General features: G+C 39.6%; 12 protein-coding genes and 1 pseudogene. 1 reads left to right on the forward strand and 12 read right to left on the reverse strand.

Annotated features, from left to right (window positions below; genetic code table 11):
• Positions 1-200: 200 nt before the first annotated feature.
• Genes AACQ81_RS03680 through AACQ81_RS03690 form a run of 3 tightly spaced genes read right to left on the reverse strand, consistent with a single transcriptional unit; the run spans position 201 to position 2,381 of the window.
• The gene (locus AACQ81_RS03680; RefSeq protein ID WP_237386346.1) at positions 201-602 is read right to left on the reverse strand and encodes a hypothetical protein; all 402 of its coding nucleotides are present in this window, start codon (positions 600-602) and stop codon (positions 201-203) included.
• A 15-nt stretch (positions 603-617) separates the two neighbouring features.
• The gene (locus AACQ81_RS03685; RefSeq protein WP_237386347.1) at positions 618-1,922 is read right to left on the reverse strand and encodes a glycoside hydrolase family 19 protein; all 1,305 of its coding nucleotides are present in this window, start codon (positions 1,920-1,922) and stop codon (positions 618-620) included.
• A 42-nt stretch (positions 1,923-1,964) separates the two neighbouring features.
• On the reverse strand, positions 1,965-2,381 hold the full coding sequence (locus AACQ81_RS03690; protein ID WP_237386348.1) for a hypothetical protein: 417 nt from the start codon (positions 2,379-2,381) through the stop codon (positions 1,965-1,967).
• Positions 2,382-2,415: 34 nt separating this feature from the next.
• Between AACQ81_RS03690 and AACQ81_RS03695 the strand changes: the two are divergent.
• A pseudogene (locus AACQ81_RS03695) lies at positions 2,416-2,878 on the forward strand (IS630 family transposase); the annotation flags it as partial.
• A gap of 440 nt (positions 2,879-3,318) precedes the next feature.
• Here AACQ81_RS03695 and AACQ81_RS03700 read toward each other — a convergent pair.
• The 9 genes from AACQ81_RS03700 to AACQ81_RS03740 all read right to left on the reverse strand — a co-directional run bounded on the left by AACQ81_RS03700 (position 3,319) and on the right by AACQ81_RS03740 (position 17,646).
• Positions 3,319-4,218: a YwqJ-related putative deaminase gene (locus AACQ81_RS03700; protein WP_237386349.1), complete on the reverse strand. Its 900-nt coding sequence runs from the start codon at positions 4,216-4,218 to the stop codon at positions 3,319-3,321.
• A 310-nt stretch (positions 4,219-4,528) separates the two neighbouring features.
• On the reverse strand, positions 4,529-4,825 hold the full coding sequence (locus AACQ81_RS03705) for a helix-turn-helix domain-containing protein (protein ID WP_237386350.1): 297 nt from the start codon (positions 4,823-4,825) through the stop codon (positions 4,529-4,531).
• Positions 4,826-5,460: 635 nt separating this feature from the next.
• Positions 5,461-6,459, reverse strand: a complete 999-nt coding sequence (locus AACQ81_RS03710) for an Insecticial toxin (RefSeq protein WP_237386351.1) — start codon at positions 6,457-6,459, stop codon at positions 5,461-5,463.
• A gap of 215 nt (positions 6,460-6,674) precedes the next feature.
• On the reverse strand, positions 6,675-7,556 hold the full coding sequence (locus AACQ81_RS03715) for a DUF4255 domain-containing protein (protein ID WP_237386352.1): 882 nt from the start codon (positions 7,554-7,556) through the stop codon (positions 6,675-6,677).
• Between the two features lie 72 nt (positions 7,557-7,628).
• Positions 7,629-9,716, reverse strand: coding sequence for an ATP-binding protein (locus AACQ81_RS03720; RefSeq protein ID WP_237386353.1), 2,088 nt, complete (start codon positions 9,714-9,716; stop codon positions 7,629-7,631).
• A gap of 36 nt (positions 9,717-9,752) precedes the next feature.
• Positions 9,753-11,351: a contractile injection system tape measure protein gene (locus AACQ81_RS03725; RefSeq protein ID WP_237386354.1), complete on the reverse strand. Its 1,599-nt coding sequence runs from the start codon at positions 11,349-11,351 to the stop codon at positions 9,753-9,755.
• 69 nt (positions 11,352-11,420) lie between these two features.
• Entirely contained in the window at positions 11,421-12,497 is a 1,077-nt protein-coding gene (locus AACQ81_RS03730) for a phage tail protein (protein WP_237386355.1), read from the reverse strand.
• Positions 12,498-12,554: 57 nt separating this feature from the next.
• Positions 12,555-15,461 (reverse strand): hypothetical protein, encoded by a 2,907-nt coding sequence (locus AACQ81_RS03735; protein WP_237386356.1) that lies wholly within the window; start codon positions 15,459-15,461, stop codon positions 12,555-12,557.
• Positions 15,454-17,646, reverse strand: a complete 2,193-nt coding sequence (locus AACQ81_RS03740; RefSeq protein WP_237386357.1) for a hypothetical protein — start codon at positions 17,644-17,646, stop codon at positions 15,454-15,456. Before AACQ81_RS03740 ends, AACQ81_RS03735 begins: the two co-directional genes overlap by 8 nt.
• Positions 17,647-17,682 lie beyond the last annotated feature (36 nt).

The raw sequence follows: 17,682 nt of genomic DNA on the forward strand, positions 1-17,682 counted from the left end.
GTTTCTTTAACAACGGATAAATGTTCAATCAGGGTCATAGGTAAGCGATTAGAAGAGAAATAAGGCTAATTAGATCATGCTATTAATTTTCATTCAATAGATGTTAAAAAAGTATGCTCGCGCCCTGACGGTCACATTTAATATTAAATGGCGATTACACAAAATAAGAAACAGGGTCACACAAATTCGGAAATAAGCTCCTATTTCCAGATGCAATCACCTATTTCTTCATCATAAGCATGCCAATTTTCATCAAACTCAACTTCTTTGCCTTCTTTATTTTTATACGTAAAACCTGAAAATCTTGCTCCTTGTGAAATAACTGTATATGTTCCATTAATTTCCCCTTTAATTATTTCATCCCATACTATGGTATAAATAGATGGCCTTTCTTCTATTGGCATTTCATCATCTTTAACGAAATTAATAGGTGTGGCTGTATCAGATTTTTCATACTTCACATAGCCAAGATTGACTTTATCTTTTTTTAAATAAAGAGTGACATATTTTATATTTATTGGTTTATCACTATATGAAGTAAAACACATAACCTCAGTAGATTCTTCAAAAGCTAACGCCTTAAAAGATAATAACACCAACAAAAAAAAGTATTTTTTTTAATCATTTGAATTTCCTTTTAGATTAATAATTCTTTTGTTTATATAGGAAAGAACATTAGAATAGTTCATTCCATATATTTTCTTACCTTTAAATTGTGTTCCAAAAGGACTCGCTATTATCAATTCCTGTGCTCTTTCATAACCTTTCAATGCTTCATTTTTGTCCTTTAATGTTCCTTTTAATACTTTTTTGTCAGGATCATGCCAAAGCCCCCATGCAAATGAATTAACTCTATTATTGTAGATAGCACTACTATCAAACTCGAATTTTTCGTCATTTAATAATTGATTAAGATGTTCAGCTTTGAATGCTTTAATAGCTCTTTTTAGATAATCTAAGCGGTCATTATAATGAGTAAATCTTCCATTGATAATCGCAGTTACTTTATTAAAATCGTCATTTTTAGCCGCGTCAACACATGATTTGTATTTTTTATAATACCAGAATGCAGATAAAACGCTGTGAGGTAGAGACAATAGCTTATCCCTTGCCTGATCAGAAGATGTGAAGTCTTCGCCAATATAATTACCATAACGTGTATAGGCATCTTCGTATGTCAATTGTATGAATCCCCGACCATACCAAGGATTATATGATTTATTTTCTCCTCCACTTTCTTTAGTCGCTCGTAATCCACCCGTTTCATGGAGTATCTGAGCTAAAAAATGAGATTTTTCCCGGCATGTAGTGATATCAAATTCTTTAAATCCTTGATTAAAAGCTTCTAAGTTATCTTTCAGTATTTTTTGTTTCGTATAAATTGCAATTTTTTTAAATTCACCCAGAGTAATATCTCTATCACATGCACATCCTTGAATCACCCTTATTTCCAGCACATGCCGTCGCTTGAGTTGGTGGGTTGACAATCCCTGTAAGGTTGAGCCATTGAAATGTTCTGAATTTTGTAATTCCACTTCTTGCCACCCATTAATTGTAGGATATCCATCACTAAGCATACCCAATGTAATGTATTGGTATTCATGACCATCTAATATAGCCGTTGACTTAACATGGGAATTGGCTTCGCCAGTTTGCTGGCGAGGTGACCGTTTGATAATTTCATTCGCCAGTGGTTGTGCTGGTATGGATAGAATAACTGGCATAGGTGGAAGATCTTCTTCACGTAATAAACCATTCCCATCCGTGGTACCCGTTCGCACAATACTTTTATTCCCCCGGCTTTTTAATTTATAAGGCATTCCTGACAAAGGCTCACCTTCTTCATCAACCAATTGAAATTCAACCCAGTGTTTCATTATCTTTTGGCAATCAATGCAATCCGTTGGTTGTAACTGACTCATTCTTTTCTTCCTTAATTCATTATAGGTAGTAGAAAATTAACCTTAAATATTTTTATCAATTACAGCTTGTTGATTATCAGTAATAAAGCGTTCAACAATCAGTTTATTCAGGTTCTGTTTTTCATCTCTTGCCTGTTTCAGCCATACCACAAGGTTTGTTTGCAATTGTCCTTCCGGTTCATCCAGTTTCAGTGCCAATTCGGAATTTTCTTCCCAAAGCTGGCAACTTAACGCATAAGCCAGATTATTAAGGGTTGTATCGACTGAATAACGCGCTTCAATCAGGTGATCACCCAGCACAAATAAATTCTTTGTTAATACCTGAGGGCAGTTTTCCGGCCGGTAATAGCAAACCGGTTCGGGCGTATCGATCATCAGCTCATTGACCGGAGTTAAGAGTTCACGCCAATCGCCGGGCTGTAACGCTGGCAACAGGGGGGTGAAAATGCGGTTATCCATCAGACGCAAAACCACCACCTGCCCGCGCAAGGTAAAAGTGGTCGAAACCACCGGCAGTCGTACCCGTCTTAATATTCTGGGTGCCCTCAATTTACAACGAATTGAAGACACCGTGATCCGTGAATATCCGAGCATCAATGCTGAAAGCATCGCGTATTTTTTCGGGGCGCTCCGGGAAACTTACCCCCTTTCGCAAAAAAGCCACATTATTCTGGATGGGGCGGGTTACCACCGAGCCGAGTTGGTGAAAGATATTGCGTATGCCGAATATTGAATTGCATTACCTACCGCCTTACAGCCCGAATCTCAATCCGATAGAGCGATTGTGGAAGTATATGAATGAGCAAGTGCGTAACAATATCTATTTTCCGGATGCGAAGACATTCCGTGAAACCCTTCATCACTTTTTTCATGTCACGTTGCCAGAAAAAACGAAAGAACTGACAACTCGACTGACTGATAATTTTCAGATTTTAAAACCCGCACCTTCAAGTTAGATTGGTATAAACCATATAGAATATCACCTTGTTTAAATTCATGAGTAAGGAGTGGTGTTGCTGTTTCTTGCAGTGAGGCAGGCATTAAATTTTGAACAGTAAGTTGATTATTATGGGGAATGTTATATGAGTTTTTTTTTGAATATTTTACTTTTTCTTTGCTTTTATATACAGGCATAATTATTCCTTATGTCTTTAATAGGATTTTTTGGTCATTTTATACTTAATGAAAAATCATGATTTATTATTAATAGTGCTCAGTAAAAATTATTCTATTATTAATAGAGGCAATGAAAATATTTCCAGTAATGATTAAAATTAATTTTATGCTTGGGCGATAAAATAATTTGTGCATTACAATGTCTTGTAGAGATATTCGATAAATATTATTTTTAACAATGTCATATTTATAAAGTAATAATGACCTAATAGAGAGTCATTTATTTACTCAGTGACTGAGAGCGATGACGTTTTGCGACTTGAGCAGAAAAATTGCTGCCCGCACTGTCAACTGTTCCTGTAATCACATTAGCGGGTGATTGGATGATACCCGAACAATTATGACAAGCCGGAAAGTTTTGTCCTGCATTTGCCGTGGTCAACCGTTTGGTGAAAATTGATGATTGAAGCATTGCTTTGGCATAACGCGCCAGATTGAAGGGGGCGGAAGATTTGTCGGCTTCCTCAAATACTTTGTTCAACGCCTGTACTTCGGCATGGAGACCGGCAATACCCGCCATCGTCGGCAGGATGTTATTGTTATGTGCGATATGATCTTCAACCAAGCGTTGAGTCATCTGGTGCAGCGTTTGTCCATTTTTTTCATACATATCTCGTAATCCTTTGATAAAGGCAGGAATACTTGTTACCCGATATTCATTTGCCATGTTATTTCTGAACGTATCTTCGATATCATAGGCAAGTTTATTTCTCCGTGGCTCTATCGGTCTGTTTATCTCGATGGTTTTTTGAGGTATTAATTCCACGCCGGGGAACAGTTTTCCGGGCGCTAGGTTTTGATTATTATCCTTAAAGTTAACAAACTCATCTTGATAAGCTTTGTTATGCCAATAGCCGGCATGGGCCGCAAAGTTTTGTAATGCCTTTTTGGAATATTTTTTGGGCGTTGATGATTTTTTCTTGGGGTTAGGGAGTTGTTTGGATTCCTCAAGAATTGAGTCTGTTTTATTCTGGAATCTCATCATGACAGAAGGCAATTGGCGCTGATAGGCAGCAGAGACTTCTGTTGTATCAGGTGTATCGAGATGCAAAGCTTCCAATGTCGTATTCGATTCTGGCTTTTTTCTATAAATCATTTTGTTATCATAACTGTATGTCATATTTTTTCTCCTGAAAATATATCTTTTATATCTGTATCTATGGCGGCATCAGAGGAAATATCAAAGAGCGTGACATTTGGCATGTTTTTTCCCTGCTATTTGTTATTCTGTGATGGGGAATTAAATAACTCATTCTGTTTGGAGATCTATCTCTTGTAAAATTGATAGAATTGGAAAATAAATTAAATTCAACAGAATGAAATGTTTTTATTCCTATGTGTATTTTTTATGTTTTTTATCACCAGATAATTAGTGGTAATAAAATGTTAAATAAAAATTTTATAAGGAATTATATATATTTTTAGTAGTGTTATATGTCTTTTTGATAAAGTGTATTAGAATTGGATTTATGACTTTTATAGTCATTTTCTATATTCTTTAGCTGCTCATAAATTGAAAAGACTTTATTGTATAGATACTCCCCTTCTTCCGTTAAGGCTAATCCTTGACTCTTTCTGACAAAGAGTTTTACTCCCAATGAAAACTCCAGTTTTTTTAAGCTTCGGCTAATTGGCGACTGTGTGATAAAAAGCTCCTTTGTTGCCTTATTTATTGATTTGTTTTTAGCTACAATGATAAAATTTGCTAATTCTTTTGAAATAAACACTTGAGTTCCTTTTTTAAAATGCAATAGAGTTTATTCACTGGTTTATAAGTTTATTAATAAAGCTGTTACATTTTTTATTTTAAATGCCTAATTTGATGTAGTAACTCATCATATTGAAATAGCTAATTATGCAATAATCATATATAAACGTTGATGTTTGTCAATAATAGTCTATATGAATTAATATACAAATAAAAATGGAATTTCAAATAACAAAAATTAATGGAATAATAATGAAATGTTAAATATACATAATGAATTCAAGGAATCAACTATAATTTAAACTTAAATATATATGGGGTTGTTTTTATCTTTTGTTAATGATGTGTTAATGAGTTATAGTAATAAATAACTCTCTGGGTTAATGGTGAATTTATTTGTATCTCTGACTAATATTGATATGTTTATAATATGTTCCAGTTTTAAATCAGTAAAGCTGAAATTATGGACGGCGATGGGTGTAGGATATTAAGAATGCTCAAATAAAATGGACAATGTCTCTCTAAAAATGTTATTTAACATTGCCACAATTAATAATTTATTTTGAAAGCCGGCCTGATAATTGAATAGAGTCCGTAAAATATTTTGTGCAAATCTGTGTTTTGAATATGGCTTTGATCACACGGAAGTTAATTTTATCTTTTCCGCTTAAAATTGGCCATGCCCGGTTTTTGTGAATTGGAAACGAATCCGGGATTTTCTGCACCTGGTTTCCAGCTGACTTTCATTTTTGCTCCAATACTATTATAAAATTGATTGAGTTCATTATTGTTGTTGACAATTGTCCATTTTCCTTTGCTGACAATGGCAACCGGAAATTCACCGGGTTCAGCAACGGCTTTAACAATACCCCCGTGCTTTTTTATCTCTTCTTTTTCTTGATCCATCGCAAAAGCAGGGTAACTTACCTGAGGCCCATGCCTGATAACATTATGTTCTATCTTGTTAAATGGCCGGTTTGTGTCAGATTCGGCGATATATCGGTTAATGCGATCAATGATTCTTTTTTCGTCTTGCGAGTTGGATGGTACGGAATGAGGCTGCCCTGCGAAACTAATCATGTCATGCATATCATAGTCACCGGTGAAAGGGAGTGCGGCCCAGTTCTCTTTTTCTTTCAAGGCTGAAAGGCTGTCTTCGAGATTGTCTAAATTTATGGGATAAATTTTTCCATTGACCTGACCATCTGATAACCCGTGATCGCGACTCATATAGACACCTTGAAGCTGCCCGGTCTCTTTATTCCAGTGGCCGACATAGCCTTCAATACCCGCTTCCTGTACTTTCCTTATCACATCAGGGGCTTGATCTTTGGGATAGGCTTTGTTGATAGAACCGGGTTTGATGGTTTTTTCCAGAATATCATGCCCCTTGGCTGCGGCACCTTTACTTAAAGCTCTGAGTGTTGGTGCACCTGCTGCCCGAAAGCTGACGGCAAAATTACCATTTTTAGATGCTTTTTCAATTGCTTCCATATGGCCTTGCCAAATGAATTCTCTCTTAACTTGTTGACGAATAATAGAGTCATTAACCGAATGATGTGGAAGTGTAATCGTTTCATCAGAGAAATGAGATTCATGGATATTGTGATTTCTCTGTTTAGGTTTTCTCTGGTAATCAGAATTTATTGGCATGTTTATCATATCCTTAATTATGGCCTCAGATAAAGCCTGAGGATTCTATGAATATTTCACAAGTAGAGTCTTTACCGCTATAGAATTTACGATGCATTGGGTAATCATTTTTATTTGCGATAAAACCAGGTTCGTTTTCATTATTTAAATATAAATATTTCGATATTGATTTAACAACTATGTCATACCTAATTCTTATCTTTGATAAAAATAATTCAAATTCCAATAATATTATTTTTATCTATATTTTCAATACTGACACTGCAACCATCAATAGCGATAATAACTTTCTTGCTGGTCATCCAATGATTAATAATATTATTTATTTCTGTTAGATGTTCTTGTCGGGTAATCCCTGATATAGACAGCAATATACTCATTTTTGTCTGACTATTTTGAGCTATATTGGTTGGTGACGTGAATATTTCTACTTTGCTTAGTGCTAATCGAATATTTTCCCCGCCACCTAATTCTGTAATAAGTGATTCTCGCAAGGCATGGCTAACCGTTTCCTGACTGAGTGAAGCGGTTTGTTCCACGGTAGAAAAAACGGTGCGTACCGGAGTTGTATTATCTTCAGCATCGGTGAGGCTAATTGGTACTGTCACTGAGTAATTCAGAGAGAGTCGTGGGCGATTTCCCAGTGACTGCCAGAAATTCCCTAAGCTGTTTAAGCTTTCTTTCGGTGGCACAACTTGCGTATAAGCACCGGGAATTCCCGTTAATTGGCGGTTATTAATCAAGGCGTTCAAGACTTGCGACATGACTTTTATTGCCTGATTGTCAGGTTGGCTGTCAGGACTGCTGGGATCGATTGCGGGTTTGGTCGATTCCCAGTAGGTAATCAGGTAATTGCATTTAATATTGACCCAACCCGGCAATAATCTCCCCGAAGAGGCATTAAACATTCTGGATTCTGTTGTTCTGAGATGTAAATCTTCATGAATATCATAAAGAAAGACACTCACCATCGCATCAGATTGCACTGTATCCAATTCAGGTAAATCAAAACGAATCGCAATTTTGTCACCCAAATATTTTTCCAGTATAGTTTTCATTGCGTTATTGACATCAATAATAGTTTGCGTTTTTAACATAAATAATCCTCTTAATTTATTATTGCGATAACGATTAAATTATCAGTGCATTTAATATCCATGATATGAATTTTAAAAAGTTAACCGCCCTACTTTGGCTAATTCGCGTTCCAATGCCGTTTTGATATTTTCATTGCTGACTTCGTTATGATTATTTTCTGCGGCAAAAAATGAAGATAGTAAAGCAATATTGCGAATATTCGCACCTGTCACGCTGGTTTGTTGGGCTAATTTATCGAAATCCACATCTTGGGCGATTTTTATATTTTTAGGCCAGATTGCCTGCCACATTTTCTTGCGAATGGTTTCATCCGGATAAGTAAAGCGAGTAATAAAAGTAAAACGCCGATTAAAAGCACTGTCTAAATGGCTGCGGTTATTGGTGGATAAAATGACCAACCCCGGAAAATTTTCCAGCCGTTGCAGTAAATAAGAGACTTCAATATTGGCATGTCTGTCTTGCGCATCTTTGGTTTCGCTACGTTTGCCAAACAGGGCATCCGCTTCATCAAAGAATAAAACACCGGCATCCTGCTCTGCCAAATCGAAAATACGGGATAAGTTTTTCTCTGTTTCGCCGATATATTTATTCACGACGGTGGATAAATCCACTTTAATTAAATCAACGCCAATATGGTTGGCAATCACTTCTGCCGCCATCGTTTTTCCGGTGCCGGAATCACCATAAAACAGGGCGCTGATACCGGTGCCATAACCAATCTTATCTTTAAACCCTCCTGCCAAAACTTGTTCCCGATACTTAATTGCCGTGAGTATTTCTTGTATCTGCCGGGCAATTTCGTCGGAGACCAACAAATCTTTTAACGAGCGTTTAGGGATCATTCTCTGTGCCAATTGACCGAAATTTTGCTGGGCCCGTAAATTGAGGGCCTTGCGGATATCGCATTGCTGCAAGATACCCGAAGGATCTCTCTGTTGTCGGTAAAGTCGCGCCTCTTGTAAAATCAATGGCAGAGTTTCGGGGTTAAACGCGTATCGTTGGCTTAAGGCGATGACATCAATGTCATTTGAACAGTTATTGGGTAAGCGTGCAGTCAATAGTCTGGCTTTTTCCACCGAGGAAAAAATAGGCATCTCAATCAGTAGTGTTGATATATTTTTCAGCCATACCAACGGTGAATAGGGTTCGACCAGACAAATAACCCTTAATTCTGGTTGATTCAATAAGGCTGACAGAGAATCCAGTAGCTGTTTATTCTGTTCTGCGAATAAGCAAAAGTTTCGCAACAATAAACAGGCACCACGCATGCGGGTTTCTCGCAAAATAGGCTTTATGTGAAAGAGTAGATTTTTATCATCGTTATCAACCAATTTAGCCATATCCACCAACAGCGTTTGTCGCTGTTCTGATGCCATCATATTGGCAACCGCATAGGCTCTGGCACTGCCAGCTATTCCCCGTAACAAAATAATAGGTCGAATATCATCACGCTCAGATAACAGAACATGATTCAATGCTTGTTTTAAGCCTATGGGATAACTGCCAATTTCTGTGGGCGTTATCCATTCAGCATAATGTTCTAAAGCTGGCGTAATATAGTGATGTCCAAGTAAAAAATGATATACGCTGCTGTCAGTGATAAAGGATGTCTGGAGCCAGGATAATGTTTTTGGATGGCTATCAATGAATAATAGCTGGCAGCCAATCAAGGGGGATCGGTGCAGGAAACTGGCCTGCTGTGCCCGTTTCTCCGGCACTGAGCGGCAAAACAATTCCAGCGTCAGCGCAAAAGAGGGAAGCCGGGGCTGTTGTTCTCCCTGAATCAGTGCAAACAGTTGATAATAGCGACTATCGAAATGAGGCAGTAAACCTAGCAGCAAAACATCTCTTTCAAAATCAGTCAGTTCAAAACGTGCAATCAGGTCAGTTAATCGGGACGCCACGGGTGTGACGGTTTGCGGTATTGCCAGACAATCATCATTGAGCCAATGAGGTTTACCCAGAGGATTATCCAGTCTGGCTATAACATCTTCTTCGCTTAGCAGGAACTCATCAAGGAGGTCAATACTCTGATCTGATCTGCAATGGAAATGGTATTGAAGAACAAGATCGATACGTTCCAGTTGGCTAAATAAGAATGCCAGATTAGGGTTATTGTTTTGCTTAAATAAATCAGAGAAAACGGACGCTGTATTCATAAATTTCTACTCAAACTAAATGATTGTGATCGAGGGTTATAACCACGTGATAGTGATGGGGTTTTTCAACCAGCTAAAACTCGCTATATTCATTGGCCACGGCCATTCGCTTATCAGTGCATCGTAAACTTCGGGTTGAATATGGATGTTTGTTACACCGTTCAATTCACACAATTCCCCCGAACGTTGCAGAAATAAGTGTCGTACATCGCTTGCGCCCATTTTTTTCCAGGCCGGAAGCTGCATGAGGGTTTTTTCCAGCCATTGGTTGATGGCTGCTCGCTGTTCTGGTTTTGGTGAACGTGATAGCGAGTTGTCATTTATGGGGAGTCCACAGAGCACTTTGTTTAGTGCCAGCCGCCATGCAGGTACTTCCTCTTCGGCCCAAATCAACCAGTCAAGTAAACAGGCAGCTTCTCTTTGCGCTTCAAGGCTGATAAATCGGTTTTTATCCAATAAATCAAAGCTACGGAACAATGTTGGCAATAACGACCATAAAATTATGCAACCGGCATTGCTGATAGGTAAAACCGATTGTGCTGATGGAGTTTGAATTCCATGATCAGGTTGTATGGATGATATCTGCGTTGATAAAGCTGATTCCGGTAATTCCTTGTGTTGCTGCCTGTTTTGTAAAGTTGCAGAGTTTTGTTTTACCGTCTCTTTTATTAAACCATGACGCTGTTGTGTGACCGCTGATTGAGGGGGTGTTTGCATAGGCTGGAGTGCAAATGACGGTACTGCATCCGTTGGTATGTCAGTTTTATTGTGATTCTGTTTTAATAGATGGTTATCATTCTGAGTAATATTTATCCTCGGTGTTTGCTTATTTTGAGTTTGAAACCCAAGTGCTTGTTGCGTGGCATGGGTATATTTCATCTGTTGTTGCAGGTAATATTCAGCCGCTAAACTCAATTTTTCTGGTGTCACTTTTTTATCTGTGATTACCTGCGCTGGATAATTAATAAATTCGGAAATGGTTGTTTTAGTAAATAACTGGCAAAGCTTACTAAGAACGTCTGGCTGGCAGATTTTAATTAAACGGCTCAGCCCCGCAGGTTGTAAGCAGTGTTTGGCTAACATCGGTAGCCATTGTTGTGGTTGAAGATTAATGTTTTCTGTTAGCCAAGAACTGAATTCAACATTTTCTATATGTTGCCATGAAATCGGTAATTTCCAGATGCCATGTTTTAAATAATTATTAATGTCCTCTAATGCAGATTGCTCTAAATCTAAATTATTGGATGTGATTAAATTATATTTAGATATTGATGGGATTTTACTTGTGGATTTAATTTTTCCTGAACTTGATAAGTTGATATCAATTTTCTGTTTTAAGTTTTGTTTTAGTTTATGGGTTTTGTTTTCTAGCTCCCTTTCTAATTGCCAGATAAATTCTCGCTCAAAATTTTCGAAATTTATCTCTCCAAGATCAAAAATTAATTTCCCTAATAAAGAATCATTGTTCTGGGCTGTTAATTTTTCCACTTCTTCATTAATCAAATTACGTAATTTTAATTTAAATAAGTTAGAGCATTTTTCAAATATTCTATCACCATAATATTTTTCTATTTCAAGTACGATTGATAATTTACCAATCACACTATTGGAATTTATTTTGTGATCTTTTTTCACAATAGTAATCGCTTTGCATTCTATTATTGGAATTAATGGGCGAAAATATTAACGCCCATTGTTAAAAAATTATAACTTCATGATAAATGCTAAAATATAGTAAGGTGGGATAACATCCGTTATATGATTATGCGAGCTAACTATCGCATTAGCATTATGAGAATGGCCGGCACCACTACCTTCAGAAGAAGTATAGGGATAATGTGGATTTTTTCTTGCTGAAGCAAGTAAATTTCTATAACCATTATTTGAAATTGATTTGAAATCATAAGTTAGATCCACATTATCAAGTTGCCTACTTTCCCCTCCAGGATAATAATAACTATATTTAAACCCTGTTGAATCATAGTAAGCCATTCCGCCAATATGTTTATGGCTAGGAATTTGAGATAAATTTAATTTTGTATCATTTACTTTAATATTAACAGAAACTACTTTATTATCACTATATTTATCACACTTCTTATTGTTCCCTGAACCTGATAATGTAGCACTGTTTTTAGAGTTTATATCATTGATCTTTCCACCTAGAATAAATCGATCAATTAAGTTTGGTGTGCCATTATTTCCATCACATAATGCCCAAGCTTGTGGTATTGCCGAGCCTGAAAACATTACAATCATGCCTTTTGGCAAAACCTTATTAGGATCGATAGTAACACCATCAGCATCGACCTTAATACCGTTACCTGATTTTATTGCAATACCATTATCATCAACAGTTAAACCTTTATTAGTGGCTAGTTTCACTGCCACATTATTACTATTTACAGCAATACCATTACCCTGACCAACACATATTCCATTGGTTTTATTAATCAGGCCACTGCCAAGTTCAACAGATAAAATATCTTTCTCTAGGATTAATGGAGAAAAGTCCTGATTGTCAATAGAGCCTATTTTTAAATTAAGTGTACCGTCATCGCCCAGCTTTAATCCTGTTCCCGGGCCATTTTGTTGTGGCGACTGACCACAGGCTTTACGACCAATATCAGCAATATCAATTAATTGGTTGAAATCAGTTTGTAAAGGAATACTACCGTCTTTAAATTTATCTTTTAATTTATCAGTCTCAGGCCCAACACCTTTTTCATTAGATAAAGTTTGTTGACCTTGTCTTTTTGCAGAATAACGAATCTCTTTCATGGTTAATTCCATAAACTATTTTTAATATAAAATTGTGACTGGTAGGTGTTTGTTTTCTTATTCGTTCTCTTTCGGAACATAGAATAATTCATTCTGGATTATCTTATCGGTATTCCACTGATCATTATTTTTACCGACAACTTCCTCTCTTTGGTGTGGAGTAGCAACACGCATTGTCCCTATTCCTTTTAAAGAGGAAGGTAATTTACCTAATGTCAGGCTTTCCAGAATGGAATAGGCAGAATCACCCAAAGGTGCACCATTATTTTGCCAACGTTGGTAAGTAGTGCCGAAATTTGAAAATGCTTCCCGATCCATCCAGTGAATAATCATAGAAATATGGGCAGGGAACTCGGTAAGAATGGTTTCTTTAACCCACTCTTCTAATTTATAGGGATCAACACCGGGAACTTTAATTAAATCACTGTTTACCACCACGCTGATAACAAATGAGAAACGATCGGTTTTTTCATACTCCTCACCTGAAAAATGCCAATTGTATCGCCATGCTTCTTCCGGAGCCGGAAACGCCAATGCCGAATTATCCTGACGTTCAATAATCAAGGTGCCCTTGATGCGATCAAAGCTGACGACTTTTGCATGTAACTTTTCTGATTCATCAGCATATTCCTGTGTGACTCCGACTATCCCTAAATGTTTGGTCAGAGTAATTTCATTACCTACCGCAATCAGGGACGGAAAGGGGGTTTGTGCTGTGCGGGTCAGACGCCGCTGGTTGTCAGGCAATGGCTTGCCATTCAGGGATTGATCACTATCGTAGGCCAGACGGTAGTTCATATCTTCCATCCAGACTACGCCGTTTTGCCAGAACATTTTTTCTGCTTTGACGGCGGTCATTACCCGTTCCAGATTGTATTCCAGTTGGGTGCTATTACCTATGTCCAACCAAAATTGATCTCCCTCGGTTCTGACTATCATCTGACCACGCACTGTAAATTGGGTTTTGCCCTGTTCGCCTTCATAGAGGATCAAATTGATCACTTGCCCCTGTCTCAGCTTGCCATTAATACCGGCTTGCTTAATCACCAAATAATGCTGATCAGTCTGGCTCTCTTTCTCTTCTGTTACTGAATCTGGTTTCTGCTCTTTATCAAACTGGCTATTGGGCTTGATTGGCAGCAATGCCCGATGCTCCACCAGATAAAAAGGCAGTTTGCTCAGGTCAGGCTCCGGTTCAAACAGCTCACCGCCTAACCCCATACGAGCGGCAATGCGTTTTTGCAGCGAAGAAACCTGATCAATCCGAATATTGGCACGGTGATAAGTTAATGTTGGTTGTTGAGCCAAATAGCCCTGTTGCACGGCGCGAAAATCATCGATGGGGGTGGTAAAGGTACGCGGTGCCCGTTCAGTGCCAAAATAGCCGAGCAGGTAATTGACGATATCCAGTTCGTGATCGCTATCGAGCGCGATCTGTTTTAACAGTGCCTTTAATGCGGGGGCGTAATCCTGATGGGCTTCATCATTGACAGAACCCGGCTTAAACGGCCACTGATCACCCCAGACTTCATATCCCTCGCGCTGAAAAGCTAACAATTGTGGCAGCATGGCAACTTGCTGACAACCGCAAGCCAGCATTTGTTCAAATGGCAGCATAAACTGATGAAGTGACAACAAGCGTTGGGCATGTTCACTTTCAGATAAAGGCTGCTGTAATTCATAGCAAGCGGGCAGCGTATCGCTGACGGGGTAATAACGACCCACATCGCGATGCCGGCCATAAGGTAATATTACTGGTTTACTCTGAATCAGGGGGAGATTGGGTAAACTGTCCCGAATCTCGTCTTCACTAACCGTAACACTGATCCCGCCTTTGGCGATCACCCTCAACGGGCCATTATGTTGTGCAAGTTGATAAAGCGGATCTTTACCCCACAGGCGAGGATAGTAGCCTTCTTTAATTGACCATGACCAGCTATCCTCTTTGATCGGTTCAATCAGGGTCTTGTCAAAGCTATCGTCCAACTGAAGGCGATTCACATTCTGAATGCCCTTAATCTCAAGCAGTTTATTAACCAGCCGGCTAAGATTGAGGGTGATCCGTTTCGTATAGTCACGGGCTGTCGGCAATTCAGGGATCCAGCCATGTTCCAACTGTGGCCCTTCAAAGATTTCATCATTGTGCATTCCAGCATCTTGCAGCGTTTCAGTGCGATAACGCTGTGCCTCAGGCATCAGATACTGCTCTGTGATACTATAAACGGTAGCAAAAATACCGGCGATATCCTGTACATCGTCATCCAGTTCGATATCCAGTAATAGTGGGAAATCAACGGGTTGTGACCAGATAATCTGACTGACTGACTCCCCAACATTGCGGTTTTGGGTCAAAAAGTCTGCCAATTGCTGGGTAGCTGCTGTCAGGTTCTCCTGCGTACAACGGGTGGGTTCCAGATAGAGCCAGTAATTGCCTCTCAGCGTAAACTCTTTTGCCCCTTCACTACTGACAAAGCTATATTCCCTTTTGGTTGCATCATACCAATAGGTATAGCGCTGTTTTTCCGGTTCACGTGCCAGTTGTACGTTACGGAACAGAAAATCTTCTTTATCCTTTAGAGTCGTTTTCTTTTCACAGTCAATAGTTTTTTTGCCACAGTCGCTGCTATGCATGTCCAGCAACGCTTTCCGATAATCATCGGTAGTGATTGGCCCGCAAGTCAGCGTTTTATGAGGGCCAAAGTCCTTGGAGAAAATTCCCTCTCCTTTATTCTGTTTTTCTGGTACAGGAGTCAGTAAATCTGCCAGGGGAAGGGTATGACGGTAAGCCAAATCTGACACACCGTAACTGAGTCCTTCCAGAAAAGTGATGCCGGGGTCGTGTTCCGCCGTGTCGCTCCACAGTTTTCCGGCCTGTTGGTCAACCACCTGATGGGCTTGTTCCAGCAAGGTATCAAAGTGAATATCGTCTTTCACTTCATGAAACAGTGCATCTTGATTATTCATCGTTATTTCCTCGGCATTGCAGCTTATCGTCTGCGTCCCAGACTAAAATCAGCACCTCATTATCTTTGGCTTCCACCAATGCAGTGATATCACTGCCTTTAGCTGCATCCGCCCGATACAGTGTCAGACAGGTGACCCGCTCAACCAGCGGTTGTTGTTGAATGGTCGCCAGCAACTGGTAATAGTTAATGCTGTTATTCAACATGACAGGTCGCTGCTTATCGACGCTCCAGGGCATATACGCTTCACTGAGTTGCTGCCGTAGCTGGCGATAGCCAAAATCTTTGTTAACCTCCGGCTTAAAAGCCACCGTGTAATTGATGTTCACCTCAATGTATCGGGGATTGTTGATCTTAATCTCAGCCCAAGGTGAGGCTTTTTGCTGTAACCACTCGGCCATTTCTTGCAAACGTGCCGAGTTTAGTACCGGACGCAAAGGGTCATCGCTGTCGTTGTATTGGTTGGCGGGAATGATTGTCAGTTTCTGTTCTTCCAATGTCGGTACTCGGGTGAGTTCATCATTGCCTGGGTATTTAACATCAAAAATGCTGACGTAGCGTTCTTTTAACAATGTCGCCATATTGCCCCAGGTTAAGGCTCGGTTACGGTGGGACAGGTGCTGGGCTCCCCGTTCAAAAAAAGCGCTGTCGGTTTCCGGTACACGTCCATTCCATGACGCCCAAGGCTGGTTGACTGATGCCACGACAATGATGGGTTCAACCGGACGCTGAATGCTGCCTGCCGGTAATGGTGTCAAGAAATGGTTGTTGCTGATGCTATCGGCATTTACCAATGTTGCTGTCAGGGCGTTATAGCTCAGGCCGCATAACCAAGGATTTTTTCCCCATGAGCCTTCATGTGTGGGGATAACCACGATTGCCTTTAACCAATAACGTCCCGCTGGCATTTTTGTTGCCTGTTTGGAGGCGTCAGCGGGCAGAACAACTTGCCATGTGCCATCCTGATACAGACGTTTGGTTTCATCATTGACCCACGCATCCAATGCAACCCATTGACTCTTTGGGTTCAGGTAATACCAAAAAACTGTTTTGGGTTGCTGCGGCGATTTTAATTTCCAATATAACGACAAGGTTTGCCCCGGTTCGACATCCGTGATACCAAGACATAACGCGGGGTTTGCTTCCAATGGCTCAATCTCATGACTATAGCCAAAGGGGGTGATGTGATACGTCTCGAACGAGTTTTCATTTATGGTCTTTTCTTGCACTTTGAGTTCTGTCACCGCGGGCAATGCCTGACTGTCTTTTCCCTGTAGCCGGAGTACTGGCTGGGTGAAAACCAGGTTATCCAGATCCTCTGGGGCACTGATTGCCGGCTCTTTATCTGAAAGCGTCAGGATGACTTCTTTTTTATTTCCCCCGGCAGTTAACGTTAAGGTCAGCCATTGGTTGCCACTGCTGATTTGTGCCAGCAAACTTTGGCTATCAATGTCTTTCTCAAAGGTAACCGTTATCTTTCTTGTCCCTTCTTCCATCGCCAACTGTGCGGAAGTGATTAACACGCCGCCCAGCACAGATTTATCCCTATCCGTTTCACTGAATAACCGTATCCCATCAGATGGCAATGCTATCTGTGCCTGTAAATCCCAGGGGGTCGCGCTAACCCATTGCTGCTGTTCTTTATGCCGTAACCAGTACAAATCACTGATATAGCCACGGTTTGCCAGCAAACTGGCATCCAGTGCATATTGTAAGGCATTGCCTTGTTCATCTTGTCCCGCTTCAAACAAGGTGCCTTTAGTAAGCAGTTGTTCTGTCACTGTTGAATTCAGTTCCACCGACAAGGCAACCTGATCGGGTTGCGCCGGACGGGGAGACAGCCCTAAAAGCGCCCGATAATAGAGATTGCGATGAGCCGCAGGTAAGGTATTCAATAAGGATATTGGTGTTTCCAATAATCGCAATACGGCTAATAGAAAAGCTTGATGAGGTAATAATTCCCCATTGGCTTCGATTTCCCCTTGATATAATTTGGCAAGTTTCTTTGGCGTATTATTCGCCATAAAGAAAAAGTCATTCCATTTGTTATTACCCTGATTGAAGGGAATTATTTTTGTGTACTCTTCAATATATTGGAGTAATTGCAAACTGGTTCGATTATCTAATTTAAAATCGTTCATCGGCACCAAGTCTGACAATTTATTATTTAACTCAGTTAATTCCATAATATCACCTGTGTGGCACAGAGATTTCTCTGTGAA

It is taken from the genome of Xenorhabdus sp. Sc-CR9 (genome assembly GCF_963897815.1).
Lineage (GTDB): Bacteria > Pseudomonadota > Gammaproteobacteria > Enterobacterales > Enterobacteriaceae > Xenorhabdus.